This window comes from Pseudolabrys taiwanensis, from assembly GCF_003367395.1.
Classification (GTDB): Bacteria; Pseudomonadota; Alphaproteobacteria; order Rhizobiales; family Xanthobacteraceae; genus Pseudolabrys; species Pseudolabrys taiwanensis.
This window is the reverse complement of sequence record NZ_CP031417.1, coordinates 703,244-727,051: the sequence shown is the minus strand read 5'-3', so window position 1 is coordinate 727,051 and position 23,808 is coordinate 703,244. Positions and strand designations below refer to the sequence as shown.

26 protein-coding genes and 1 tRNA gene are annotated in these 23,808 nt (G+C 63.1%); 11 read left to right on the top strand and 16 right to left on the bottom strand.

What is annotated here, in order from left to right; all coding sequences use genetic code 11:
* Window positions 1-563: 563 nt before the first annotated feature.
* From DW352_RS03440 to DW352_RS03425, 3 genes are all read right to left on the bottom strand, one after another.
* Window positions 564-2,402, bottom strand: a complete 1,839-nt coding sequence (locus tag DW352_RS03440) for a Z1 domain-containing protein (RefSeq protein ID WP_115688555.1) — start codon at window positions 2,400-2,402, stop codon at window positions 564-566.
* 23 nt (window positions 2,403-2,425) lie between these two features.
* Window positions 2,426-3,562 (bottom strand): site-specific DNA-methyltransferase, encoded by a 1,137-nt coding sequence (locus DW352_RS03435; protein WP_245434305.1) that lies wholly within the window; start codon window positions 3,560-3,562, stop codon window positions 2,426-2,428.
* A 402-nt stretch (window positions 3,563-3,964) separates the two neighbouring features.
* Entirely contained in the window at window positions 3,965-4,768 is an 804-nt protein-coding gene (locus tag DW352_RS03425) for a hypothetical protein (protein WP_162826759.1), read from the bottom strand.
* A gap of 314 nt (window positions 4,769-5,082) precedes the next feature.
* On the opposite strand from DW352_RS03425, the gene DW352_RS03420 reads away from it, so the two are divergent.
* On the top strand, window positions 5,083-6,165 hold the full coding sequence (locus tag DW352_RS03420; RefSeq protein ID WP_115688549.1) for a tyrosine-type recombinase/integrase: 1,083 nt from the start codon (window positions 5,083-5,085) through the stop codon (window positions 6,163-6,165).
* 22 nt (window positions 6,166-6,187) lie between these two features.
* Here the strand turns inward: DW352_RS03420 and DW352_RS03415 are convergent.
* Together DW352_RS03415 and DW352_RS03410 are read right to left on the bottom strand one after the other, a co-directional pair.
* Window positions 6,188-6,272: transfer RNA gene (locus DW352_RS03415), tRNA-Leu, on the bottom strand.
* 176 nt (window positions 6,273-6,448) lie between these two features.
* Window positions 6,449-6,691 (bottom strand): FliM/FliN family flagellar motor switch protein, encoded by a 243-nt coding sequence (locus tag DW352_RS03410; RefSeq protein ID WP_115688547.1) that lies wholly within the window; start codon window positions 6,689-6,691, stop codon window positions 6,449-6,451.
* Window positions 6,692-6,761: 70 nt separating this feature from the next.
* Here DW352_RS03410 and lipB point away from each other — a divergent pair, with 70 nt between their 5' ends.
* Entirely contained in the window at window positions 6,762-7,499 is a 738-nt protein-coding gene (gene lipB, locus DW352_RS03405) for a lipoyl(octanoyl) transferase LipB (RefSeq protein WP_210209921.1), read from the top strand.
* On the opposite strand, the gene DW352_RS03400 is transcribed toward lipB, so the two are convergent.
* The gene (locus DW352_RS03400) at window positions 7,466-7,891 is read right to left on the bottom strand and encodes a tautomerase family protein (RefSeq protein WP_115688543.1); all 426 of its coding nucleotides are present in this window, start codon (window positions 7,889-7,891) and stop codon (window positions 7,466-7,468) included. The genes lipB and DW352_RS03400 overlap by 34 nt on opposite strands.
* Before the next feature lie 79 nt (window positions 7,892-7,970).
* Here DW352_RS03400 and DW352_RS03395 point away from each other — a divergent pair, with 79 nt between their 5' ends.
* Entirely contained in the window at window positions 7,971-8,840 is an 870-nt protein-coding gene (locus tag DW352_RS03395; protein ID WP_245434304.1) for a LysR family transcriptional regulator, read from the top strand.
* Between the two features lie 10 nt (window positions 8,841-8,850).
* Here DW352_RS03395 and DW352_RS03390 read toward each other — a convergent pair whose 3' ends face one another.
* The 6 genes from DW352_RS03390 to DW352_RS03365 all read right to left on the bottom strand — a co-directional run bounded on the left by DW352_RS03390 (window position 8,851) and on the right by DW352_RS03365 (window position 15,748).
* Window positions 8,851-9,150 (bottom strand): acylphosphatase, encoded by a 300-nt coding sequence (locus DW352_RS03390; protein WP_115688541.1) that lies wholly within the window; start codon window positions 9,148-9,150, stop codon window positions 8,851-8,853.
* Window positions 9,147-9,611 carry a gamma-glutamylcyclotransferase family protein gene (locus tag DW352_RS03385; RefSeq protein WP_115688539.1) on the bottom strand — a complete coding sequence of 155 codons (465 nt, stop codon included), beginning with the start codon at window positions 9,609-9,611 and terminating at the stop codon, window positions 9,147-9,149. The genes DW352_RS03390 and DW352_RS03385 overlap by 4 nt, the downstream gene beginning before the upstream one ends.
* A gap of 288 nt (window positions 9,612-9,899) precedes the next feature.
* Window positions 9,900-10,751 (bottom strand): SDR family oxidoreductase, encoded by an 852-nt coding sequence (locus DW352_RS03380; protein WP_115688537.1) that lies wholly within the window; start codon window positions 10,749-10,751, stop codon window positions 9,900-9,902.
* A 64-nt stretch (window positions 10,752-10,815) separates the two neighbouring features.
* Window positions 10,816-12,819: an acetyl-CoA carboxylase biotin carboxylase subunit gene (locus tag DW352_RS03375; RefSeq protein ID WP_115688535.1), complete on the bottom strand. Its 2,004-nt coding sequence runs from the start codon at window positions 12,817-12,819 to the stop codon at window positions 10,816-10,818.
* A gap of 58 nt (window positions 12,820-12,877) precedes the next feature.
* Window positions 12,878-14,173, bottom strand: coding sequence for an MgtC/SapB family protein (locus DW352_RS03370; RefSeq protein WP_115688533.1), 1,296 nt, complete (start codon window positions 14,171-14,173; stop codon window positions 12,878-12,880).
* A gap of 54 nt (window positions 14,174-14,227) precedes the next feature.
* On the bottom strand, window positions 14,228-15,748 hold the full coding sequence (locus DW352_RS03365; RefSeq protein ID WP_115688531.1) for an acid phosphatase: 1,521 nt from the start codon (window positions 15,746-15,748) through the stop codon (window positions 14,228-14,230).
* 228 nt (window positions 15,749-15,976) lie between these two features.
* On the opposite strand from DW352_RS03365, the gene DW352_RS03360 reads away from it, so the two are divergent.
* The 3 genes from DW352_RS03360 (at window position 15,977) to DW352_RS03350 (ending at window position 18,510) form a co-directional block, all read left to right on the top strand.
* Window positions 15,977-17,140 carry a cytochrome-c peroxidase gene (locus tag DW352_RS03360; protein WP_115688529.1) on the top strand — a complete coding sequence of 388 codons (1,164 nt, stop codon included), beginning with the start codon at window positions 15,977-15,979 and terminating at the stop codon, window positions 17,138-17,140.
* 167 nt (window positions 17,141-17,307) lie between these two features.
* Window positions 17,308-17,967, top strand: coding sequence for a peroxiredoxin (locus DW352_RS03355; RefSeq protein WP_115688527.1), 660 nt, complete (start codon window positions 17,308-17,310; stop codon window positions 17,965-17,967).
* 135 nt (window positions 17,968-18,102) lie between these two features.
* Window positions 18,103-18,510 carry a PaaI family thioesterase gene (locus DW352_RS03350; protein ID WP_115688525.1) on the top strand — a complete coding sequence of 136 codons (408 nt, stop codon included), beginning with the start codon at window positions 18,103-18,105 and terminating at the stop codon, window positions 18,508-18,510.
* A gap of 2 nt (window positions 18,511-18,512) precedes the next feature.
* On the opposite strand, the gene DW352_RS03345 is transcribed toward DW352_RS03350, so the two are convergent.
* Window positions 18,513-19,406 carry a DMT family transporter gene (locus DW352_RS03345; protein WP_115688523.1) on the bottom strand — a complete coding sequence of 298 codons (894 nt, stop codon included), beginning with the start codon at window positions 19,404-19,406 and terminating at the stop codon, window positions 18,513-18,515.
* A 157-nt stretch (window positions 19,407-19,563) separates the two neighbouring features.
* Between DW352_RS03345 and DW352_RS26655 the strand changes: the two genes are divergently transcribed.
* The 3 genes from DW352_RS26655 to DW352_RS03335 all read left to right on the top strand — a co-directional run bounded on the left by DW352_RS26655 (window position 19,564) and on the right by DW352_RS03335 (window position 20,707).
* Window positions 19,564-19,734: a hypothetical protein gene (locus DW352_RS26655; RefSeq protein WP_162826758.1), complete on the top strand. Its 171-nt coding sequence runs from the start codon at window positions 19,564-19,566 to the stop codon at window positions 19,732-19,734.
* Window positions 19,735-19,848: 114 nt separating this feature from the next.
* Complete coding sequence (locus tag DW352_RS03340) at window positions 19,849-20,139, top strand: hypothetical protein (RefSeq protein ID WP_115688521.1); 291 nt, start codon at window positions 19,849-19,851, stop codon at window positions 20,137-20,139.
* Window positions 20,140-20,221: 82 nt separating this feature from the next.
* The gene (locus DW352_RS03335; protein ID WP_162826757.1) at window positions 20,222-20,707 is read left to right on the top strand and encodes a hypothetical protein; all 486 of its coding nucleotides are present in this window, start codon (window positions 20,222-20,224) and stop codon (window positions 20,705-20,707) included.
* A gap of 24 nt (window positions 20,708-20,731) precedes the next feature.
* On the opposite strand, the gene DW352_RS03330 is transcribed toward DW352_RS03335, so the two are convergent.
* Both DW352_RS03330 and DW352_RS03325 read right to left on the bottom strand, forming a co-directional pair.
* Window positions 20,732-20,914: a hypothetical protein gene (locus tag DW352_RS03330; protein ID WP_115688517.1), complete on the bottom strand. Its 183-nt coding sequence runs from the start codon at window positions 20,912-20,914 to the stop codon at window positions 20,732-20,734.
* Window positions 20,915-20,985: 71 nt separating this feature from the next.
* A complete protein-coding gene (locus DW352_RS03325) occupies window positions 20,986-21,375 on the bottom strand; it encodes a carboxymuconolactone decarboxylase family protein (protein WP_115688515.1) in 390 nt (129 codons plus the stop codon).
* Window positions 21,376-21,512: 137 nt separating this feature from the next.
* On the opposite strand from DW352_RS03325, the gene DW352_RS03320 reads away from it, so the two are divergent.
* Entirely contained in the window at window positions 21,513-22,202 is a 690-nt protein-coding gene (locus DW352_RS03320; protein WP_115688513.1) for an aspartyl/asparaginyl beta-hydroxylase domain-containing protein, read from the top strand.
* 11 nt (window positions 22,203-22,213) lie between these two features.
* On the opposite strand, the gene DW352_RS03315 is transcribed toward DW352_RS03320, so the two are convergent.
* Complete coding sequence (locus DW352_RS03315; RefSeq protein ID WP_115688511.1) at window positions 22,214-22,636, bottom strand: hypothetical protein; 423 nt, start codon at window positions 22,634-22,636, stop codon at window positions 22,214-22,216.
* A 282-nt stretch (window positions 22,637-22,918) separates the two neighbouring features.
* Here DW352_RS03315 and DW352_RS03310 point away from each other — a divergent pair, with 282 nt between their 5' ends.
* Entirely contained in the window at window positions 22,919-23,791 is an 873-nt protein-coding gene (locus tag DW352_RS03310) for a hypothetical protein (protein ID WP_115688509.1), read from the top strand.
* Window positions 23,792-23,808: the final 17 nt, after the last annotated feature.

Genomic DNA, 23,808 nt, shown 5'->3' with positions numbered 1-23,808 from the left:
CCAACGCTAGTGCCGGCACGCCGAAGCGACTGATCTATGCAGGCAAGTTCGGCCTGGGAGAGCTTTTGCCATTCCGCGCGGGCGGCCTCGCGCATTGCCGGCTGAAGCATGCCCCCGAAAAGGCGCATCACGTCGCCAACGTTCTGCGCCGCGCTCGGCACCACCGACAAAAACAGGGCAAAAAGCCCGGCACATATCCTAAAGCACATGCCCCCAGCCGCCACCCGCTCACAACCCCGGCATGTACAATGCCTTGAGGGCAGCCTGGACGCAATCCAGATCAACCCCCAAGAACTCAATCCCAGGCAGGCCGACGACTAAGACCATCTGCCAAACCGAGTAACAAGTTCATGACGAGTGAGGCATTCCGCATGCACATACGGAGATCTGAAGCTCCATCGCGCTTGCTGGCGAAGTGGGCGCACAAACTCACTATGTCCAAACCGATTTTGGACGCTGGATGCGGGTGCGAACGAAACGCCCCCGGAACCTGCGCGGCTATCGAAGTCGACAATCATCAACACCCGATGCATTCGACGGAGAACCGCCGCATCGCCGCGCCCTCAAACGGGGTTGTTCTGCGTAAACTGAATACTTCCTTCGCTCTTATAGAACAGACGAGCTTTGTTCTGTCCGTTAAAGAAGATTTTGATGTGATGAAGCGCCTTCGGAAATTTATCAAGCTCTCGCTGAGGAGTACCCATTACGCCCTTAGCACGCGAGATCGCGGCCTGATCGTACGTCTTTCCTTTTGAGATGCGCGATGATTTGTGAATTGCTAACGACCCATCGCCATTTGGCTGCACTGCCTCAATATAGCCAATTAGAAAATCCGGCAATGATTGCTTGCCAATCTTCTTTTGGAGCTCACGCAATGTTTTGACATCCGTAGGCGCCTGCTGAATGAGAGAATCCAGCGCCGGATCATAGTCAAACATTTGGTAAGACATCTCACCCTTGTCCAAGACAACAGTGGCATTGTTGATGCTGGCCTTAGAAGCCACAGAAATACGGCCGTCACCGACCCAGACAGGGGACCCGAACTTACTCACAATTGTTTCCAATGCGAGCTTGTGAAACACAAAACAACGGTGCCAGTTAGCGTACAGCTGCTTGGGTATTGTAAGCTCAAAATGCTTGAGATACTCGCCTCGAGCCCCGAACATGCGGGCACGCTGGATATATGTATCTTGCTGCAACTTATTTGCGACATCTCTTGTAAAAAACATCGCCAGCAGATTTGGGAAGGTCACGCCTCTCGAAACGATGTTCCCTCCAATAATTATTGTAAAAGGAGAAGTCGGGTCCGTCGCAGAGTCCCCAGCGGCAATTCGATCCCGCTCACTATTGAGAACGACGATCGAGGCCCTCGTGATATTCTCAACTACATAGTCAGTGATTTTGTCAGCGCTGGCGTTCGCATACAGGGCCTCCGCATTCTTATGTACCTCAGCGACTAGCCGCGCAAACGCCTTGTCTTCGGGAGCACTAAGAGACTGAACCACGCCTTCGATAACGGCCCGATCCACTTCGTGATCTTGCTTTTTGCCGCTGGTGTGAACGAGCAACGTGTAGTTTTTTTCGGCCTTATTTTCATTGAGATTCAAGTGCGCGGCGGTCACCAGGAAACGGATAAGAGCTTGCTCGGCGTCCTTTGCGTTTCCGCCCTGCTCTAAAAGCTTGAGTCGATAAGCAATTTTCTTCTGATCAAGTGGGAAAAACGTGTCTTGCCCTGTATATTTGGCATGAGCCGGAAAATTCACCCACTTTTCGGTGTCATTTTGAAAGGTATTATTCAGATCGAGGCGAGCCGGCGTCGCCGTAACACCAACATAATAGCCTTTCGGTCCAATAAGGTCCCCGACCAACTTATTGATTTTTGTTTTTGTTCCCTTGTTAATCTTACCGTTTGGGCTCGCGTAGTCGGCTTCATCGTCGATGACAACGACAGATGAAACGCCCTTCAACCGATCTATTAGCTTGGGTAAGTCCTTCGCGTTTTTCTTGCAGAAAATGACTGATTCCTGCGCTTTAAGATTTTTGCTAGCCCCAAGCACCTCAGACGAATTTTGCGCAGCGGGAGCCAATCCAGAAGACTTAAAGCGTCGCAAATTTTGCGAGAGCAAGTCCACGCTATCATTCATTAAATGGATGATTGTCTTATGGCCGCTATCCAAAAGCTTTGCAGTAAGACAAATCATCATCTCTGTCTTGCCACTTTGGGGCTCACCATAGATGATTAATGAGGACTGCTTTGCGGTTTTGAGATTTTCAGTTGCGCCTTTGACGGCCTGTTCTATGCAGTCGGTTTGTATTTTGGCGTTGGTCAGACGCGCAATTTGTTTTTCGTAGCGCCCCTTGAGTTTAGCCTTGACCTTAAGCCCCTCGACATCGACCGCCATTGATCCCCCCAAAAAAAATGTTTCTATTTCTTAAATGTCAAAACCGTTTCGGTACGCATTCTCAAACTAAGCGCACCGCTTGAGAGCGGCAGGTACCGATTCCGCTCGGGCAGTTTTCTTACTGTCTTCTTCACAACGCGCAGACCGACTTTTTTTCCGGCACAAGCCACCGCCTCCGAGTTTCGAACGAAGGTGCCTTTCAAACATGAATTCCCAACAACGAAAATCGCCGTTCCGCCGGGCTTCAATACTCGGGAAACCTCAATCATCATTTTGCAAACGTCTTGCGCGTAACGATTGATCATTGCGCGGTGACGCGGCTGCATCTCCTTTACACGTCCCATCGCGGCTACGACCGCATCCACACCGGGCGTATTGCTTTCGTCTGGCGCGCGCTCTGCGCCAATGCTTGTCGACCTGACGCCGCTCAACTCGGCAAGCGGAAATCCAAACCAAACCAGAGCTAGTCGGTGGCCACGCATATAGTCGATAGCGTTCAAATATGGTGGCGACGTAATAACCGCGTCGACGCTTTTTGCCTTGAGCTTGACGCTGCGCGCGTCCCCAATTTGTATTTTGGCATTTCCTTTCGGGGGAGCGCTTTCCAAAAGTCGACAAACATAGCTCACCGAGCGCTCAAAGCCTAATAGAACGTCGTAATTGGATTTTGTTGCGACCCTATGCGGACGGCTGTGCGAGGTATCGCGAGCCAACGAGGCCCCTTGCTCCTTAGTAATGATTATTCGGCTCAACGAAATTTTTAAAACATCTAGCACAGCGACGTCACCGCGCCTCTTAGCTTTCTTTTCCATCAGATGCAGCACAAAGCATAGCCGGCGGAGCTGGCCTCGCTGTTTGCGACCAAACCAATAGGTGACAAATTTCTTGGTTTCCTGGTCTTTATCAATCCATGGGAGCGCAATATCCCCTGCGCTAAGAGCGCGCGCCTGCGCCAAGACTTTTAGAGCCGTTGCCTCGACAAGTTTTGTATCAACAGGAGTGGTCCAGGCGCGTGACATGAGTACCGCCAGTGGGTCCATGTCGAAGCCGAAAGCGCGTAACCCTAATTCCGAGGCGTGACGAATCACCGTTCCTGAACCGGACATCGGATCAAGAACGATGCTGTTCGGCTTCAGGCGTGTAAGTTCTGCAATCGCCAATTCCGGCGCCATTCGAGCAGGGAAAGGGTGAATGGGCCTAATCATCGTGCAACGTCACTTTCATTTTAGAAAACTGCCTCACCTATAAAGACAGTAGGGCCTTAGTATAGCAGCTGGCCGCCACTACACGTAAAGGGTGCACATTGGTTCGACAGAAATATCTGGTGGAAGACTGTCATCAATATGCTGATACAAGTTCTGGTGCGGGCGGCCGGACTCGAACCGGCACGGGCTTACGCCCGACGGATTTTCGTTCCTTTGCCGCTTAGGATTTTATATCGCTTTTCAGGGGCTTGCTCAAGGCGATGGCACCTGTGTGCTAGTTCTTGTGTTAATGCCACAATCAACAAGCCGGATCGCTACGCAAGGGCTCACTGGACTGCACTGGGGCGATGCGGGGGATTAGGCCGAGCCCGAAGGAGAAGCGCGGGCATTGTCCGGCCGATATCGCTCCACCAAGTCCCAGCCGGGATACCTCATCGCATCCTCCTCAAGTCGCTTAAGGTCGGCCTCGATCTGGAAGTAGAAGTTTTCAACGTCTTCCGACGGCTCATAGGTCCAGATGGTCTTGTACCTGGACGTCGCCGCAAGGGTATGCCGTATCCACAATTCGCCGTCCGTCATGATAGCCGTATACGGCAACAGCAAATGAACGCCGATAAGGCGGATCAACATGTTGCCGGCGACCGAGGTCTTCACCTTGTCCCAATGATCGCGCCCAACGTGGTGCACGATCGACTCTAGCCGACGGTCGCGGTTTGGCTCCGGCTTGAAATCCGGATGGGGCGTAATGATCCGGCTCGGCATGCTTTTGCCGAGCCTGTCCCGCAGCGCGTCGTAAAGGATAATTGGATCGGACAACCAGCCAAAATCTTCGCCGACCACCGTCACGTACCTGGACATGCCCACCAGCCCAATAAGCTCACTTTCGTGCTGAGCCCCGAATTGGATGATGGACTTCAGCCCAAAGGCTGCCGCAAAAGTCAAAGCCCGTTTGGTCTTCCTGGCTTGAATAGCCTCCCACGCCTCATCGATGAGGCGGAGGATGGTGGCCGACTTGTTCGGCACGTTCTTTTTATTCAGCAGGCCAAAGTGCATCGCACATTCGACGAAACGCCGACGGTGCGCGGCACTAACAAGATTGCCATCAACGCCTGCGACTGCGGCCATGGCCCGTTTTATCTCGTCCTCGGAAAGAGATGTCATCCGCCCCACCCCGCTTCGGAAAATAGCCCCCATTATTCCGGATCCATCCGGAAAAAACAGCGGATTGCTTCTGGTCTGCGACAGCGGAAAGCTCCAACGCCGCATAAAGCGCAGCGAGAGCCGACATGCCGCGAACCCGCGCCCGTCCGACAAAAGCCGACGTGGTACGTGCGATCCGTGCCGCTAAGCAGGAAGGAGCAAGTGCGGTCGAGGTGAGGCCCGACGGCACGCTGGTTATTCGACTTGTCCAGCTGACTCAGGAGGGCTTAGACTCTGCAACCGCGACTGAGGAATTAATCGTGTTGTGAGCGCAGATGCCTCGACCCCGCCCGCCACACCTCCAATTGCAAACCACCCGCCACGGCAAGCGGGTTTGGTATGTACGCATCGGGAAGGGGCCGCGCACGCGCATCCGCGCTGAATTCGGCACGCCCGAGTTCGACACCGAATATCAAGCCGCCATCACAGGCAATCCGCGCCCACAAAAGGATACTCCTTCCGCCCACTCGTTGGCCTGGCTCATCACTCGTTACCGCGAAACCACCCCCTGGTTTGCATTATCGATGGCGACGCGGCGCCAGCGCGAGAATATCTTCGAGAACGTGCTCAAGACGGCGGGTAGTCAGCCATTCGCCAAGATCACGAAGGCCACCATCGTTGCCGGCCGCGAACGCCGCGCCTCAACGCCCGCTCAATCCCGGAATTTCCTCGACGCCATGCGCGGCCTCTTCCGGTGGGCGCAGGAGGCTGGTCACGTGAAGGTCGACCCCACCGACGGCGTCGGCAACCCGCCCCGCAAGAAGGGCGACGGCTTCGTCCCTTGGACCGAAGAGCATGTCGCGCTTTTCCAGAAGCGCTGGCCGCTCGGGACCCGTCAGAGGGTCTGGCTCGATGTCCTGCTCTACAGCGGGCTACGCCGGGGCGATGCCGTGCGCTACGGCCGCCAACATGTACGCAACGGCGTCGGCCGCATCCCCACGGAGAAGAGTGGCCTCCAGGTTACCGCCGTGGTGCCGGTCCTGCCAATTCTCGCCAAGACGCTGGAGGCTGGCCCCACTGGCGAGGTGACCTTCATCTGCGGCGCCAACGGCAAACCGCTCACCAAGGAGAGCTTCGGCAACCTCTTCCGGGAAGCCTGCGACGAGGCAGGTGTCCCGGGTTCGGCGCACGGCGTGCGCAAGATCGCGGCCACCACCGCCGCCAACAACGGCGCCACGGTGTCCCAGCTCAAGGCCCTGTTCGGCTGGACCAGCGACAGCATGGCGGCGCTCTATACCAAGAGCGCCGACCGCGACCGCCTCGCCCGCGAGGCCGGGCATCTGCTGGCGAACGCCGAGCGAACATCTATTCCCTCACCTAAGAGCCAGGTGAGGGCCGGGGCCAAAAAAGCCCCATAGAATCAATATCAAAAAAGAAGATTGGTGCGGTCGAGAGGACTCGAACCTCCACGGTTTTACCCGCTGCCACCTCAAGGCAGTGCGTCTACCAATTCCGCCACGACCGCATGGAAGATTGGACACAAAGGCCCGCGAGGGCTTTGCGTCCTGAAGACGGCGGACCATCTAGCAAATAGGGTCCGGGGGGACAAGAGCGCCGAAGCGTCCAATGCGAATTATCCGCCCGCTATTTCCGACAGCCGATCAAGCCGTTAGGGTGCCGGCCGGCGGGCGGCCGGAGTCCTCACCGCATGTCCTGCGGGCGCGGCAGAAGTTCGTTGACCTCGACGGCGATCTTGTTGCCGTTGACGACGACGGTGCCTTTGGCGACGCCGAGGTTGTTGGCGAGGATCTTGACGGCGTCGTCTTCCGAGGCATCCAGTTCGATGATGGCGCCGCGGCCGAGCCGCAGCACCTGGTGGATCGGCATGGTGGTGGTGCCCAGCACCACGGTGATATCGACGGCGACTTTATCGAGCGTGGCCACGTGTTCTTCCCTGTTGCGCCCGGCGCGCGGCGGCGGGCTGGAACCGAGGTCACCATGGTATGGTGAATGAGTGGTTAACGTACGTGACGAGCTGACGGTCGGCTTCCCCGCGGCGCCCGGAATGGCGCCGGTCGAGTGGCGCGCGACCGATGCGTTGGTGGCCTACGAGGCCGCCGTTGCTGCCATGGAAGCACGGGTCGAGGCCATCGCGGCCGGCCAGGCGTCCGAGCTGGTCTGGCTGCTTGAACACCCGCCGCTCTACACCGCCGGCACCAGCGCGCACCGCGAGGATGTGCTCGACGCCCGATTCCCGGTGTTCGATTCGGGCCGCGGCGGGCAGATGACCTATCACGGCCCCGGCCAGCGTGTGGCCTATGTCATGCTCAACCTGCGCCGGCGCGGACCGGACGTGCGCCGCTTCGTGGCCACGCTCGAGGAGTGGATCATCCGCACCCTGGCCGCCTTCAACGTGCGCGGCGAGCGGCGCGAGGACCGAGTCGGCGTCTGGGTGCGCCGCCCGGACAAAGGTGAAGGCTACGAGGACAAGATCGCCGCCATCGGCATCCGTGTGAAGCAATGGGTGACGCTGCACGGCATCGCGCTCAACGTCGAGCCGGACCTGTCGCACTTCACGGGCATCGTGCCCTGCGGCGTGCAGGAGCAGCGCTACGGCGTCACCAGCCTCGCCGATCTCGGCCATCTCGTCTCGATGGCCGAGGTGGACATGGCGATGCGCACCGCGTTCGAGGAGCTGTTCGGCGCGACCGCGGCGGCTCAGGCCGCCGCCGAGGCCGGTACCGCGAGCTGACGCGCGATATAGCGCCGCCCCTGCGTGAGGCCGCCGAAGCCGTAGGCGTCGTCGCGCACATCGTGGACGTGCACATAGCTTTCCTCGTGCAGCGGTCCGAGCAGCCGTCCGAACGCCGCGTAGGTTTCCGCGATGAAGGCCGCCTTCTCGTCCTTGGTGTTGGTGCCGTCGGTAATGTGGATGTCGAGCCATACGCTGGCGCGTTGCGCTTCGGCCAGCGACCGGCCGCCGCAGAACCAGTCTTCCGGCGGCACCGTCGAGACGATGATCGCGGTCACGTTCGGGTCCTTGTGCAGGATGCTCGATGACAGGCGGCTGACTTCCGCCGCGATCGCGGCCTTTGCCGGCATCTGAGGATGCGGGCTGGAAACGGTAACGGTGATGAGGGGCATGACATGTCTCCATCGAAAGCGATGGACACCTTTCTAGGCCCCGGGCTATGATTTCACTATCTCATGATTAGTGATATCAGTGATAACAACTACAAATCTCTCCCCGGCCCTCGACATCGATGCGGTGCGCGCCTTCGCCCTGGTGGCGGACCTCGCCAGTTTCACCCGGGCGGCGCAGACGGTCGGCGTGACGCAATCGGCGATCAGCCTGAAGATCAAGCGGCTGGAACAGCGCCTCGATGCGCGTCTCGTCGAACGCACGCCGCGCTCGGTGCGCCTCACCGATGCGGGCGCCGCCTTTCTCGCCCGCGCGCGCGATCTGCTGGCCGCGCACGATCGCGCTTTGGCACCCGACGACGCGCCGCGACGGCTGACCGTCGGCTTCAGCGACCACGTCGCCGGTCCGGACCTCGCGCCGCTGCTCGCGCGGATGGCCGGCTTCGACCCGGCGCTGCGGCTCGATGTCCGCATCGGCCTGTCCGGCGATCTCATCGCGGCATTCGACGCCGGCGCTCTCGATGCCGTGGTCGTGCGGCGTGAGCGTCATCGCCGTGGCGGCGAGACATTGTTCGAAGACGGTTTCGGCTGGTTTGCCGCGCCGGGTTATCGGCAATCGTCACACGAACCGCTGCGGCTCGCCATGCTGGCGGCGCCCTGCGGCGTGCGCGCCCATGCGATCCGCACCCTGGAAAAGGCCAAGCGTGAGTGGGTGGAAGCGTTCACCGGCGGCGGTGTCACGGCCATCGCCGCCGCGATCGCCGCGGGTCTCGCCGTGGCGCCGCTTGCGCAACGCATCGCGCCGCCCGGCGTCATCGATGTGGGGCCGCAGTTCGGTCTGCCGTCTCTCGGAAGCTCCAGCGCGGTGCTTCACAGCCGCGTATCCGATCCGCGCGCCCGCGCCGCTTTGCGCGCGCTGGCGGCCGCCTTCCGCGGCACCGTTGCACGCTAACGTTCGGCGCTCAGACCGTCGGCAACACGGAGAATACGTCGCCCGGCCGACATAGGTCGATCTCTTCCGCGAGCGCATCGCGCTCTTCCAGCGCATCGACTCGCGACGGCGGCGAGCCGCGGCGGCATAGCTCGATCATCGCCTGCACCTTCTCAGCCGCGCCGACGAACAGCGCCTCGACCGAACCGTCGCGCCGGTTGCGCACCCATCCCTGCACGCCGCGTTTGAGCGCCTCCTCTTCGACGAAGGCGCGGAAATAGACGCCCTGCACCCGCCCCCGCACCACGACATGCCGGCACATGCGGCTCATGACGCCTCCCGCACATCGATCGCGCGCGCCCGCGCCCCGCGCGACGGCGACCACCGCTGCAAGGATCGAACATAACGCTCAGGCAGCGCCCAACTACGCGCGGCGGCGACGCAAGCCTCGACATAGCCGGGACGCGCGCGGCCGTCCTGCCGCCGCCTCAACTGATAGATCAGCGCCGACACCCGTCTTGCGCCGACGCGCACCGGCACATGGCGGACCTCATAGACGCCTTTGTGCAACAGTTCGTAGGCATTCAGCACGGCAAGATCGCGCGGCGTGAGACGCCATAGGACGCCATGCACCCGCGCGCCCGGCGCCGTTCGCACCGAGCCCCACCCGGCCAGACCGATAAAGAAGCGATGGCGTTCGAGCACGGCGGGACCAAGCGCGATCGCGCCCGGGCAGCGTTGCCGCATGCCGGCGCGGTCCATGTTCAGGCCATAGGCGAAATAGAGCGTCATCGCCCATCGATAGCAGAGCGCGGCGCGCCTCGACAGCTAGTGACGCGTGCTCGTCGCAGCGTCCAGCCGGTCCAGTTCCCGCTCGTATTCGCTCGTGCGTCTGTCGTCCTCGTCGCCGGCTGCATCCAACGACAGCGTTTCCTCCGGTGCCTGGCGCCGATCGTCGCCGCGTCTTTGGCGCGGGGGCGTATTCGTTTCGGGATCGCGCGCTGTGGGTCGCTTCCGTCGCGGAGACATCGTTCGCCCTCCTCTTGTCGGACACCAAAACAACCTTAGGCCGTCCCGTTGTTAAGACCCGACGACGTTGCCGCCGTTCGGATGCAGGACCTGCCCGCTGATGTATGAAGCGTCGTCGCTCGCCAGGAAGACGTAGCAAGGCGCCACCTCGTTCGGTTGGCCGGCGCGCTGCATCGGCACGCTGGTGCCGTGCTTGGCGACATGCTCGGGATCGAACGATGCCGGGATGAGCGGCGTCCAGATCGGACCCGGGGCCACGGCATTGACGCGAATGCCCTTCTCGCTCAACGCTTCCGACAACGAGCGCGTCAGCGACACGATGGCGCCCTTGGTCGCCGCATAATCGATGAGCGTCTTATGGCCCTGGTAAGCGGTGATCGACGTCGTGTTGAGGATCACACCGCCTTTAGGCATGTGCCGCAATGCGTGTTTCGTCATGTAGAAAAAGCTGAACACGTTGGTGCGGAAGGTGCGCTCGACTTGGTCGGCATCGATCTCGCGCACGTCCTCGGTCTCGTGTTGTTCGGCGGCGTTGTTGACGAGGATATCGAGCCGCCCGAACTGCTCGATCGTTGCGTCGACCGCGGCCTCGCAGAATATCTCGTCGCCGACATCGCCCGGCAGCAATAACGCGTCGCTGCCTTCCTGCCGCACGGCGGCCTGCGTCTTGTTGGCGTCTTTGTGCTCGTCGAGATAGACGATCGCGATCTTCGCGCCCTCGCGCGCCATGGCCACCGCGACGGCGCGGCCGATGCCGCTGTCGCCACCCGTGATCAGCGCGACCTTACCCGTCAGCTTGCCGACGCCGGAATACTTCGGCGTATACTCCGGCTCGGGCCACATCTTGTCTTCGCGGCCCGGCTGGCGCTGCTGCTCCTGGGCGGGCAGTTCCTGTACCGACATGGAACCTCTCCGTAAGTCTCTTTACTTACGGAGCGAACGTCTTGCGGCGTAAGGGGTTCCTAAATCAGGCAAACTCCAGAATGACCGCGTCCACCGCCAGGCTGTCGCCGGGCTTGGCGTTGATCTTCTTGACCGTGCCGTCGATCTCGGCGCGCAGCACGTTCTCCATCTTCATAGCCTCGACCACCGCGACGGTCTCGCCGGCTTTGACTTCCTGGCCTTCCTTGACCGCGATGGAGACAACGAGGCCCGGCATCGGGCACAGCACGAGCTTGCCGGTGTCGGCGGCCTGCTTCACCGGCATCAGCCGCGCGTAAGCCGCCTCGCGTTCGGTATAGACGTAAGCCTTCGTCTCGACACCGCGATAAGCCAGCACGAAACCGTTCGGGATCGGCCGCACCTGCACCGCGACCGCTTTGCCGTCGATGGCACCGTTCCAGATCGGATCGCCCGGCTTCCAATCCGATGCGAGATGCCGCCACGCGCCCTGCCCGCCTAGCTGCACGGCGATGGTGCCGTTCTCGCGCTTCACTTCGAGACGCACTTCGTGCTCGCCGAGCCATACCGCGCGCTGACTCTCGCGCGTGACGGCCTTGCCGGCGATCTGGCCGGAGATCTGGCGCTTGCGTTCGCCCAGCACATGATCGACCGCGGCCGCGACGGCGGCGATCACGTCGGCACGCTCGCCTTCCGGCGGATGCGGATGGAAGCCTTGCGGGAATTCCTCGGCGATGAAGCCGGTCGAGAGCTTGCCCGATTGCCAGCGCGGATGCGCCATCAACGCCGACAGGAACGGAATGTTGTGACGGATGCCGTCGATGACGAAAGCATCGAGCGCGTCGGCCTGCGCTTCGATGGCGGCGAGACGCGTCGGCGCATGGGTGACGAGCTTGGCGATCATCGGATCGTAGTAGAGCGAGATCTCGCCGCCTTCGTAGACGCCGGTGTCGTTGCGCACGGTGACGCCGGCCTCGACGCGCTCGGCCGGCGGCCGGTAGCGCGTCAGGCGTCCCGTCGACGGCAGGAAGTTGCGGTACGGGTCTTCCGCATAAACGCGGCTCTCGACCGCCCAGCCGCTGAGCTTCACGTCGCTCTGCGTGATCGACAGCTTCTCGCCGGCGGCGACGCGGATCATCTGCTCGACGAGATCGATGCCGGTGACGAGTTCGGTTACCGGATGCTCGACCTGCAGGCGCGTGTTCATCTCGAGGAAGAAGAAGCTCTTGTCCTGACCGGCGACGAATTCGACGGTGCCGGCGCTGTCGTAGCCGACGGCCTTCGCCAGAGAGACAGCCTGCTCGCCCATCTTCTTGCGCGTCGCTTCATCGAGCAGCGGCGACGGCGCCTCCTCGATGACCTTCTGGTTGCGGCGCTGGATCGAGCATTCGCGCTCGCCGAGATAGATGACGTTGCCGTGCTTGTCGCCGAGCACCTGGATTTCGATGTGGCGCGGGTCGACGATGAATTTCTCGATGAACACGCGGTCGTCGCCGAAGGACGACTTCGCCTCCGAGCGGGCGCGCGCGAAACCTTCCGCCACTTCCGCCTTGCTGTGGGCGATGCGCATGCCCTTGCCGCCGCCGCCGGCGGAGGCCTTGATCATCACCGGGTAGCCGATCTGTTCGGCGATCGCGATCGCCTCGTTGTCGTCTTCGATGACGCCGAGGTGGCCCGGCACCGTGGAGACTTTCGCCGCGGCCGCCGCCTTCTTGGACTCGATCTTATCGCCCATGGCCGCGATGGCCTTGGGGTTCGGACCGATGAAGACGATGCCGTTGGCGGCGAGCGCGGTCGGAAACGCCTCGCGCTCGGACAGGAAGCCGTAGCCGGGATGGACCGCCTCGGCGCCGGTCGCCTTACAGGCGGCGATGATCTTGTCGATGATCAGGTAGCTTTCCGCCGCGGGCGGCGGGCCGATGTGGACGGCGGCATCCGCCATCTCGACGTGCAGGGCATCCTTGTCGGCGTCGGAATAGACCGCGACCGTCTCGATTCCCATCTTGCGGGCGGTTTTGATGATCCGGCAGGCGATTTCGCCGCGATTGGCGATCAGAATGCGCTTGAACATGCCGAATTTTCACCCCTCGACCGGACTTCGTCAGGCTTGCGGCGTTGCAACGAAAATGTCAACGGCCGGTCATAAGGGCGGCACCCCAGAGCCCGACCAGGGCCGCCGCGTAGCAGAGCGCGGTCACGATGGTGAGTTCGACCGCGAAGCGGTGACGGCCGATGGCGGCGCCGGCGACAAGCTTGGCCATCATGTTGCTGGCCACGGCGGCCAGGATCGCCTGCGTCGCGTCGAGTGCGCTCAACGGTTGCGGCACGAGCCGCGACAGCGAGACGGTGATGGAATCGACATCGGCAAGGCCGACCGCGAGCGCGCCCAACAAAGCGCCCTGCGCGCCGTATCTCTCACCGACCACGCGCCCAAGCACGATGACCGCACCGAGAAAAAGCGCGAAGCCGACCACCGGCCAGAAGCTGAACGGATTCTTGAACTCTGCCGGACGCTGCGCCCGGCCATCGCCCTCCTTGACTCTCCATGTGGCGGTGATGGCGGCATAGACGCAGGCCGCGACAGTCGCGGCGACGAGCGGCGCCGCGAGCAGCGCGACAAGGTCCGGCTTGATCGCCGCCGCGATCGCCAACACCCGCAAAAACGAGACGGCGCTGGCGATGGCGACTCCCGCCGTGAGCAGTTCGGCGCTGCCCTCGCCCGCGGCGGCACGCCGCGCGCTGGTCATGGTCACCGCGGTCGACGACACGAGACCACCGGCCAGCGCCGCCAGCAAAACGCCGCGCTCGGCGCCAAACATCTTCACCGCGCCGTAGCCGACGAAGGAGACGCCCGCGAGCACGATGGCGATCAGCCAGACGTCGCGCGCATTGACGCTGCCGGCCGGCCCGATCGGCGTATCGGGCAGCAACGGCAGCACGATCAGCGTCATCGCCAGCAGCACCAAGGTCGAGCGCAGTTCGGGCCAGGTGAGACGCGCGACCAGACTATGCATGTCCTCGCGTGCCGCGAGGATGCCGGTCACCGCCACCGCGGCCGCGGCGGCGACGCGTGTGTCGCCCAGCACGGCATAGGCGCCGAGGATGTAGGTGAGCAGCGCGGCCACCAAAGTCGTGGCGGAATAAGTGTCGGCCGCGCGGTTGGCCTCGCGCTGGAACAACGCTACCACCGCCGCGTAAGCGGCAAAGCCGATGCCGAGCACCAGCGCCGTGCCTTCGGCCGAGCCGGTCGCCTGCCCGAGCGCCGCCGTCAGCCCGCCCAGCACGCCGCACAGCGCGAAGGTCCGGATGCCGGCCGCACGCGAACCGGGCATCGCCTCGCGCGTCTGCCAGCCGCGTTCGAGACCGGTCAACAGACCGATGCCGAGCGCGACCGCGAGCCGATAGAGAAGTTGGTCGATGTCCATGCGTCACACCCGCCGGCCCTACGCCGGCAGGTGTGAAGTATACCGCGCGCGATCCTATTGCGGCAGATCAAGCGCCGCGGTGAGATCGCCCAGCGCGGCCTGGCCGTTGGCTTTCAGCGCGGCGTCGCGCGCGGTCAATCCGGCCAGCACCGGCAACTCGAAACGCTTGGTGATGAAGCGCAGGATCGACGTCGTATCGTACTGCGTGTGATCGACCGTGCCCTTCTTGGCGAAGGGCGAGATGATGAAGGCCGGAATGCGCGAGCCCGGGCCCCAACGATCGGCCTTCGGCGGCGCGACGTGATCCCAGAAACCGCCGTTCTCGTCGTAGGTGATGACCACCAACATGTGGCCCCATTGCGGGCTCTTCTCGAGATGCGCGACGACATCGGCGATGTGCTTATCGCCGGATTCCACGTCGGTGTAGCCGGCATGTTCGTTGAGGTTGCCCTGCGGCTTGTAGAAGGTGACCGGCGGCAGCTTGCCGGCGTCGATGTCCTTGATAAAGGCTTCGCCGTTCATGCCGCCGTCCTTGAGATGCTCGGCGCGCGCCGCCGTGCCCGGCGCGTACTGGACGAAGTAATTGAACGGCTGATGGTGGAATTGGAAATTCGGCACCGGCGCGCCGCCTTTGCCGTCGAGCGCCGCCTGCCAGGCGCCGGCATACCAGGCCCACTGCACGCCCTTCTCGCTGAGAAGATCGCCGATCGTCTTTTCCGTCTGCGGCGGCAGCGTCGTCGCGAGCTTGGGATCGGCCAGGCGCGCGTCGCCGCCCTCGGCCGGCTTGTTGTTGCTCGGCTGATACGGCGGTTGCATCGTGTTGATGGCGTAGAAGTCGGGCGTCAGGTTGCTGCTGTTGACGAATTTCGGCGGCCCTTCCATCGCCGACTTCGGCGAATTGGACGCCAGCGTCAGCGTGACGCCGTCGGCCTCGACCACCGAGATGAGGCCTTTCGCGGGGCTCTTGTCGGCATCGGGATAGAAAGGCGTGCACGCGCAGACGAGCTGGAAATGGTTGCTGAACGAGCCGCCGAACGATCCCTGGAAGAAATTGTCGGCGAGCACGTATTTCTGCGCCACGCTCCACAGCGGCAGCTTGGAGCCGTCGTAGTAGCCCATCACCAGACCGCCGGCGTCGGCATAGGCGACGAACTTGTCGTTCTTGCCGCCGTCGATCTGCATCTGGTTCTCGTAGAAGCGATGCCAGAGGTCGCGCGTGGTGACGCTGAGCGGCGCATTGAAGCCGTTCGGATCGTCGATGGCGAACACCTTGTTGGGCAGATGCTCGCTCTGCGCCTGCGTGATCGGCGGCGTCACGCCCTTGGCGGTCAGCCCGCCCCACGCCGGCGGCAGTTCGGCCAGCACCGCGCCGTCGCGGTCGTGCTGCACGGCCATCTCCGGCGTCACGTTCTGCAGGCCGTTGGCGCCGGGAAAGTGTCCGTAGAGGTTATCGAAGCTGCGGTTCTCGGCGTAGATGACCACCACGGTATCGATGGCCTTCACCCCCTGCGCCTGTGCATACGCGCTTGTCAGCGCCGTGCTCGCCAGCGCCAAAGCCAGAACCGATCGCTTCATAATGTCTCCTCGAAATAAACGAATGGACCGCCCCGAGGCGCGATGATAGGTCGCGTTGTGTGGCAGGCGGATGAACCCGCAGCGGGGCACCGCCCCGCGCTGTCAATTTAGTGTCATGGTGCCGTTCCAGGTTGGGCCCTCCGGCCGAACGGTCCTTCATCCGTGCTCCGCCCCTTCTATTCGACCAAGGTCGCATGTGTTGCGTTGGTTCTGGCGCTTGGCCTCGGTATGGCCGGCGCCGAGGACGCCGGCCTGACGCGCCACCAAGCCTATGCGCGCGCGGCGGCGCTCGAAGCGCTCGGGCGCAGGATGTTCTTCGATCCCAGCCTCTCCGCTTCGGGGCAGATGGCTTGCGCGAGCTGCCACGATCCGGCGCACGGCTTTGCGCCGGCGAATGCGTTGCCCGTCCAGCGCGGCGGCCAAGACATGCGGCAGCCAGGCTTACGCGCGGCACCCTCCCTCAAATACCTGCAGGCGGTGCCGCCGTTCACCGAGCATTATTTCGAAGCGGACGACGAAGGCGACGGCAGCGTCGACAACGGCCCGACCGGCGGCCTGACGTGGGACGGCCGCATGGACCAGCGCCGCGACCAAGCGCTGTTTCCCTTATTCTCCGCGGTGGAGATGGCAAATGAGAACGCCGATGCGCTCGCCGCGCGCGCCCGGCAGGCAGGCTTTGCCGACGACATGCGCGCGCTTTACGGCAGCGACATCTTCAACGACGGCAAGAAGGCGGCCGCCGCGATCGGTCACGCGCTCGACGTCTTCCAACAGTCGTGGCGCGACTTCTACCCGTACAGCAGCAAGTACGACGCTTACCTTGCCGGCCGCGCGCAGCTCTCCCCGCAAGAAGCGCGTGGCCTCGCCCTCTTCAACGATCCGGCCAAAGGCAATTGCGGCAATTGCCACCGCAGCAGTCCCGGCAATGACGGCACGCCGCCGCAGTTCACCGACTACGGTCTGATTGCGATCGGCGTGCCGCGCAACGCGGCCATCCCGGCCAATGCCGATCCCAAATTCTTCGATCTCGGCGTGTGCGGTCCCTTACGCACCGATCTCGCCGGGAAGCCCGAATACTGCGGGCTGTTCAAGACGCCGTCGCTGCGCAACGTCGCCTTGCGGCAGAGCTTCTTCCATAACGGCAAGATGCACAGCCTGCGCGATGCCGTCGCCTTCTACGTCGAGCGCGACACCGATCCGGGCAAGTGGTACCCGCGCGACGCCGCCGGGCACGTGCGCAAGTTCGACGACCTGCCGGCCCAATACCAAGGCAACGTCAACGACGAGCCGCCGTTCGGCGGCAAGCCGGGGAACACGCCCCGGCTGTCGGCGCAGGAGATCGGCGATATCGTCGCTTTCCTCGGCACCTTAACCGATGGCTATGCGCGGTGATGCGGGGATAATGTTTCGCGGGAACGAAGGGTGACCGAAGGCGTGTTCTCTCAGCCTGGTAAACCATAGTGCCCCGGTACTCTTTGCCGGCAGCCTATTCCCACCCACCGCGCCGGCCTATATTAAGCGTGGGAACTCACAGCAGATAAGCGATTGGAGGATTGGTCATGACGCTTGCGATTGGCGATACCGCACCGGATTTCGAGGCCGAAACCACGGAAGGCAAAATCCGCTTCCACGACTGGCTCGGCAATTCCTGGGGCGTGCTGTTCTCGCACCCGAAGGATTTCACCCCGGTCTGCACGACCGAACTCGGCACGATGGCCCGCCTCAAGCCGGAGTTCGACAAGCGCAACACCAAGATCATCGGCCTGTCGGTCGACCCGGTCACCAACCACGCCAAGTGGGCGGACGACATCAAGGACGTGGTCGGCTTCGCGCCGAACTATCCGATGATCGGCGACACCGATCTCAAGGTCGCCAAGGCCTATGGCATGCTGCCGGCCGCGACCGCCGGTTCGTCGGAAGGCCGCACCGCCGCCGATAACCAGACCGTCCGCACCGTGTTCATCGTCGGCCCGGACAAGAAGATCAAATTGATCCTCGTCTACCCGATGACCACCGGCCGCAACTTCGATGAGATCCTGCGCGTGCTCGACTCGCTGCAGCTCACCGCCAAGCACCGCGTGGCGACGCCCGCCAACTGGAAGCAGGGCGAAGACGTCATCATCGCCGGCTCGGTCAGCGACGACGAGGCCAAGAAGATCTGGCCGCAGGGCTTCAAGGCGCCGCGGCCCTATATCCGCATCGTGCCGCAGCCGCAGTAAGAGCGACGGCGACAGGCTCGCTTCAGAAGGGCGCGGACGGCAACGTCGGCGCCCTTCTCGTTAACGCCCCCTGCTCTTGCTTTTCACCTCGCCTGCCGTAATGGTGCGCGCCGCATTCACGTCGGAGCCTTTGCAATGAGCGAATTCAACGAGGCCGCGAAGCTGCAGCCGCCTTTCGCCGAATTTCTCGGCCTCAAAATCACGCATGTCTCGTCCGATCGCGTCGCCGCCGAACTGCCGGTGCGCGACCAGCTCAACAACCGTTTCAACATCATGCATGGCGGCGCGATCATGGCGCTCGCCGACAATCTCGGCGGCACGGCCGCGACGGCCAACCTCAAGCCCGGCCAGAGCACGACCACGATCGAGAGCAAGACCAATTTCTTCGCCGGCGTGCCGATCGGCGACGTCGCTTACGCCGAATGCACGGCCCTGCACAAAGGCCGCACCACCATGGTCTGGCAGACGCGCATCACGCGTCGCGACGGCCGGCTCTGCGCCTTGGTGACGCAGACGCAACTCGTGCTCGATCCCAAGAAATAGGCTCAGCGCCTGGCGCCAGCCTTGCCGGCGTCGCCGCGGTTGGCGAGCACGACGCCGACCGCGCAGATGAGCATGCCGGCGATCGAGATCGCATCGAGCTTTTCGCCGAACAGCAGGAAAGCCATCAGCGCGGTGGTCGCCGGCACCAGATAGAACAGACTGGCAAAGCCGGTCGCCGCCGAGCGGCGGATAAGCCAGTACATCAGCGCGACGGCGGCGATCGAGAGAACGATCACCAGGTAAGCGAGCGCGAACACCAGTTCGCCGTTCCAATGGATGACGCGCGTCTCGAAGGCGAAAGCGCCGATCGCGAACAGCACCGTGGCGCCGGCATATTGCACCGTGTTGCCCGGCCGCCAGTCGATGCCGCCGCAGAAGCGCTTCTGATAGAGCGTGCCGAGGGAAATGCCGAGCAGCGAAGTCACGCTCGCGCACCAACCGAGCACCGAGCCGGCGGCAACGATGCTGCGGTCGTGCAGCACCAGCAGCACGCCGAGAAGACCGAGCGTGAGGCCGAGCCATTGCCGGCCGGTCACCGGCTCGCCCATGAACCTGTTGGCGATGGTCGCGATAAGGACGGGCTGGAGACCGGGAATGAGCGCCGAGATGCCGGCCGGCACGCCTTGATCGATGGCGACGAAGACGCCGCCGAGATAAAGCCCATGCACCAGCGCGCCGGCGACCAGACTGTGACCCATCTCCGTCGCCGTGAGCCAACGCACGCGCGCGATGAGCGTGAGCACGATGAGAATGGCCACCACCAACGCCATGCGCAGCGTCAGAAAGGTCATCGGCTCGATATAGGGCATGCCGAGACGCGCACCGATGAAGCCCGTGCTCCACAGAAACACGAACAACAGGGGCGCCGCGGCGATGGCGGCACGACTCAAGGGCATGTTGAGACCGGCATGAAGCTTCAGTGACGTCGCAGAAGGTGGGAACCGCGCTATAGCATCTTCGGTCCCCCCTGCCTCCTTTTTTACACATTCGTTAGGCCTCGCGCGGCGGCCCGGGTGCTAGCGTCGCAGCGTCTGCACAGGGGGGATAGCAGCCATGAAATTGCTCGCGGTCTACGCAGTCTTCGTCGCCATCGGCGAAGTAATCGCCTACGGCATCGGCCGCAGCGTCGAAACATGGTCGCCAACGGCCAGTTTGCCCGTGTTTCTGGCGTGTTTCTTCCTGATCTTCTGGGTCGCTTGGCGCGCGGCAATCCGCGTCGCCTGACGTCCACAGCGGGTTCCCTCCTCGTTTCCCTGCGTCGTCTCGGAACCGTGGTCGTCACTCGTGGGTTGCCCCGCGACAGGACGACCACACGTCCGCGAACCCAGGGAGGCCGAGATGACTGACCCGCGTTATACCGATCCCGACCCGCGCCTGAGCGATCCGGTGCTGCGGCGCGATGAAAGCAGCAGCGGCATTTGGGGCTGGATTGCGGGTATCGCCGTGATTGCCTTGATTGCTTTCGTCGTGATCGCCGGTTGGACCGGCAATCAGAACACGGCGAGCAACAGCGCCTCGCCGCCGGTTACGACCGGCCAGGCCACGCCCGGCACAACGCCGAGCGCGACGCCGCCCAGCACGACAGGCTCCGGCACGACATCGCCCCAGCCGCCAGCCAACCGCCAGTAACGCCTTCGCGACGAACCCGGCTCCGGCCTTCACGCCGGAGCCGGCACTTGCGGTGAAAGCACACGTCAAAGGACAGCGCGCGATGACCATGCAGGACCCCGAGCGCGGCCAAGCCGAACCCGAAATCATCGATAGCGGCGTGCATGTCCGCGACAGCGAGCGCGGCAAGGCAAGCACCGGTCAGATCGCCCTCACCGCCTGCGCCATCATCGCCATTCTCGCGGTTTTCTTTTGGGGCGTGAGCAATCAGCGCACCGAGATCGCCGGCTCTGAATCGACGCAAGCGACCACGGCTCCGGCCGCCAATGGCGACACCAGCGGCACGCAGGCGCCGGCCCAGCAATCGCAGGCGGCGCAGCAACAGTCGCAGAAGGAAGCCAACCAGCAGCAAGGCAAAGCCGCGCCGCGAAGCAATGTGCCGGAAACGACGGGCCAGGCCGTCAATCGGCCAGCGGCGGCGCCCGCCCCCGGCAATGCCCAGCCGACCGATCAGCGTCCGGCCGGCACGAGTGAGAATGCGCAGCCGCCGGGCAACCAGCCGGTCCAACCGCACGGCGCCGGTAAATAAGATCGCCGGCGCGCCACACCGGCGTCAGACCAGAAGAGCCGACAGGCCGTAGCCGACCGCGGCGCTGAACACGGCCTCGAGCGCCTGGAACTGTACGCCATCGAGCGCGGTGCTGACATAAGGAAACACAAACGTGCCGAAGGGCACCATCACGCCCGCGACCACGGCGACGCACACCAGTCGCGTCACAAGATAACGATCCCACATCTTCCACTCTCCCCCGCGCGTTGCCGCGCTTTGCCCTGATATTGCACGGGGCACCCTGCCGTCACAATGCTTCAATCCTGGAACATGGGGTCGATCGGAACCCGGTAACCGTTGGCCAGGCGATTGGTCTCGTTGGCCATGCCGGTGACCGCCATCACCTCGGCGAACATGGCCTCGCTCATACCGGCCTTGCGGGCGGCGGCCGTGTGCGAAGCGATGCAATACCCGCAGCCATTGGTGACGGAGACAGCGAGGTAGATCATCTCCTTGGTGAGCGGATCGAGCGCCCCCGGCGCCATAATCTCCTTGATGCTCTCCCAGGTGCGCTTGAGCGTCGCCGGATCGTGCGCGAGATACTTCCAGAAATTGTTCACGTCGGGCACGCCGCGCGACTGCTTGATGTCGTCGTAGACGGCACGCACTTGCGGCGAGGCATCGGCGTATTCGATCGGCTTGGGCATCGCGGCCTCCGGACTGTTTGGCGGTATCAATCGGCCGCCGCCGGGCTCCGCGGCGCGGCCATAATGAATTTATACCTTTTTTGCGCCCCGAACAGATAGTCTTGCCTGGGGGCCTCAGAATCGAAGGGGCATTTTCCGTGCAGTTCTACGACCGCGCCGCGGACGTCGTGCGCGCCTATTACGACCGCCGCATCGATACGCCGGCCACGCTCGACACCGACCGCTATTTCCCCGAGGCAAGCCGCTTCACGGGCGCCTACCCGGCGATCCGCCGCGAGGCGCTCGCCGTTCTCGACACGCTGCATCGCGTGCCGCGCTTCCACGACCTGATGCCGCAGCAGGCCGACATCTCGGCCGGCGACGGCCGCGACTGGCGCATGTTTATCCTGAAGGCCTATGGCGTCGCGGTCGAGGAGAACCTGCAACGCTGCCCGACTTTGGACGCGCTGCTCGCGGAGACGCCGGACGTCGTGTCCTGCGTCGTCTCGTTTCTCGCGCCGCGCAAACATATCCCGGCGCATCGCGGCCCGTTTCGCGGCATCCTGCGCTTTCATCTGATGTTGTCCATGCCGCTGGCCGACGACGGACTCCCTGCCTGCGAACTCAACATCGACGGCGTGCCCTATCGCCTGGCCGACGGCGATACGCTGTTATGGGACGACACCTATCCGCACGAAGTGTGGAATCGCAGCGACGAGGTCCGCATCGCGTTGCTCCTCGACATATGGCGCAAGGACATGCCGGCCGACGCCGCGCTGGTGTCTGCGGCATTGATGGCGGCGACGCGGGCCTGGATCAGGAAACGCGGCATGTCCTATGGCGGCTAACCGGTACGCGGTTATTTCTTCTGCAGGCTCCTGAGCATCTCCTGGCTCTTCTTCTGCATCTCGTCGGCGAGCTTCTCGTCGTCGTCCGCGTCGTCATCCTTTTCCTGCGCCAGCGGCTTGATGCATTCCGAATTGCTGTCGCTGGAAACGCGTACATAGGCGCCGTTCTCGCGCGTGCGCGTGCACAACTCGAACTCCTTGGCGCCGGCCGGCACGGTCTTGGCGCAGCTGATGCTCTCGCTGCGAATGCCTTCTCCCGGCAGGATGAGATGGCAGTTGACCGTGCAATGCGTCTCCTGCGCATAAGGATTGCTGACCAGCACGGCGACCGTCTTGCGATCGGACGAAAGTTTGCAGACGTGCAGATCGGCGGCCCGCACCACGGACGTGAATGCCGTCGCCGACGTCACAACGGCAATACAATACAAGCGCATGATGTCTCCCCCGAGAACCGGGGGAGATTAGCGTGGCATCCGGCGCGACGGAAAGCACCATGCGCGGCGGGAGGCAGGACCCGGCTCTATGGCGACACGGCTCTGGGCAGACCGGGCGCGTCGCCGTCGGACGATGACCGCCTTATGACAAACCGGCCGCAGCCAAACGCCGCAGCGTGAATATCGCGGTTGGACTGGCGGATTTATCGCTCTGTCACATCCGCAGGCGACACGCAGCATCTTGCCGGTTCCGGCAGTCTCCGAGGAAAGGATGCTCAACCCATGTCCACCCGCCGCATGATGCTCCGCACCTGCGCCGCCGCCTTCACGGCCGCCGCGCTCGCGCTGCCCGCCGCCGCGCAGACGATCGACAACAGCGCCCTCAATGCGTCCGGCTTTCGCCCGCACGCGCGTACCTTCGGCCTCGTCTACACGCTGCCGGCGGAGGTCAACGCCACGCTCGCCGCAACCATCGGCGGCCCGCTGAAGGAAAAGCTGATCAACGCCGGCCTCGCCACCGAAGCGGTGATGTACAACATCCCGCACGTCACCGTGGTGCATGTGCACAACGCCGACCCGACAACACCGGAGAAGATGCTCAAGGCGCTGCCGAAGCTGCCGCCGGTGCTGAACGTCACCTTGAAGAACTTCTATACGACGGAAGCCGCCAAAGGCGCCGGTCATCCGTGGTGGCTCGATCTCGGCATCGTCAAGGAAGGCGACAGCTTCGAGGCGATGATGGCGTTCAACACCACAGCGACGGCGGCGCTGGCCCCGCTCCGCGACGGTCCGCTGCCGCGTTGCACCGGCCCGGTCTATGCCGCGATGGGCGATGCCGCCAAGGACCTCGTGAAGACGATGGGCGTGTCCGGCGTCAACATCGTCAAGGACGGCAAGGAAGTGCGCGCGCACAATCCGCACAACACGCTCGTCTACAGCATGGCGAAGTTCACGCCGGACGTTCAGGCGGCGATGAACCAGACGGCGAAGGAGTTCAACCAGATCCTGCCCGACGGCATCGCCACGACGTTCAAGACCGTGTCGATCGTCGAGCTGGGCTTTGCCGGCAACGTGCTGCGGGAGATCTATCGCATCGATCTCGAGACCGGCAAGGTGCTCACCGTCGCCACCGGCAAGATGGCATCGCTGAACTGACGGAAACAGCAACGGCC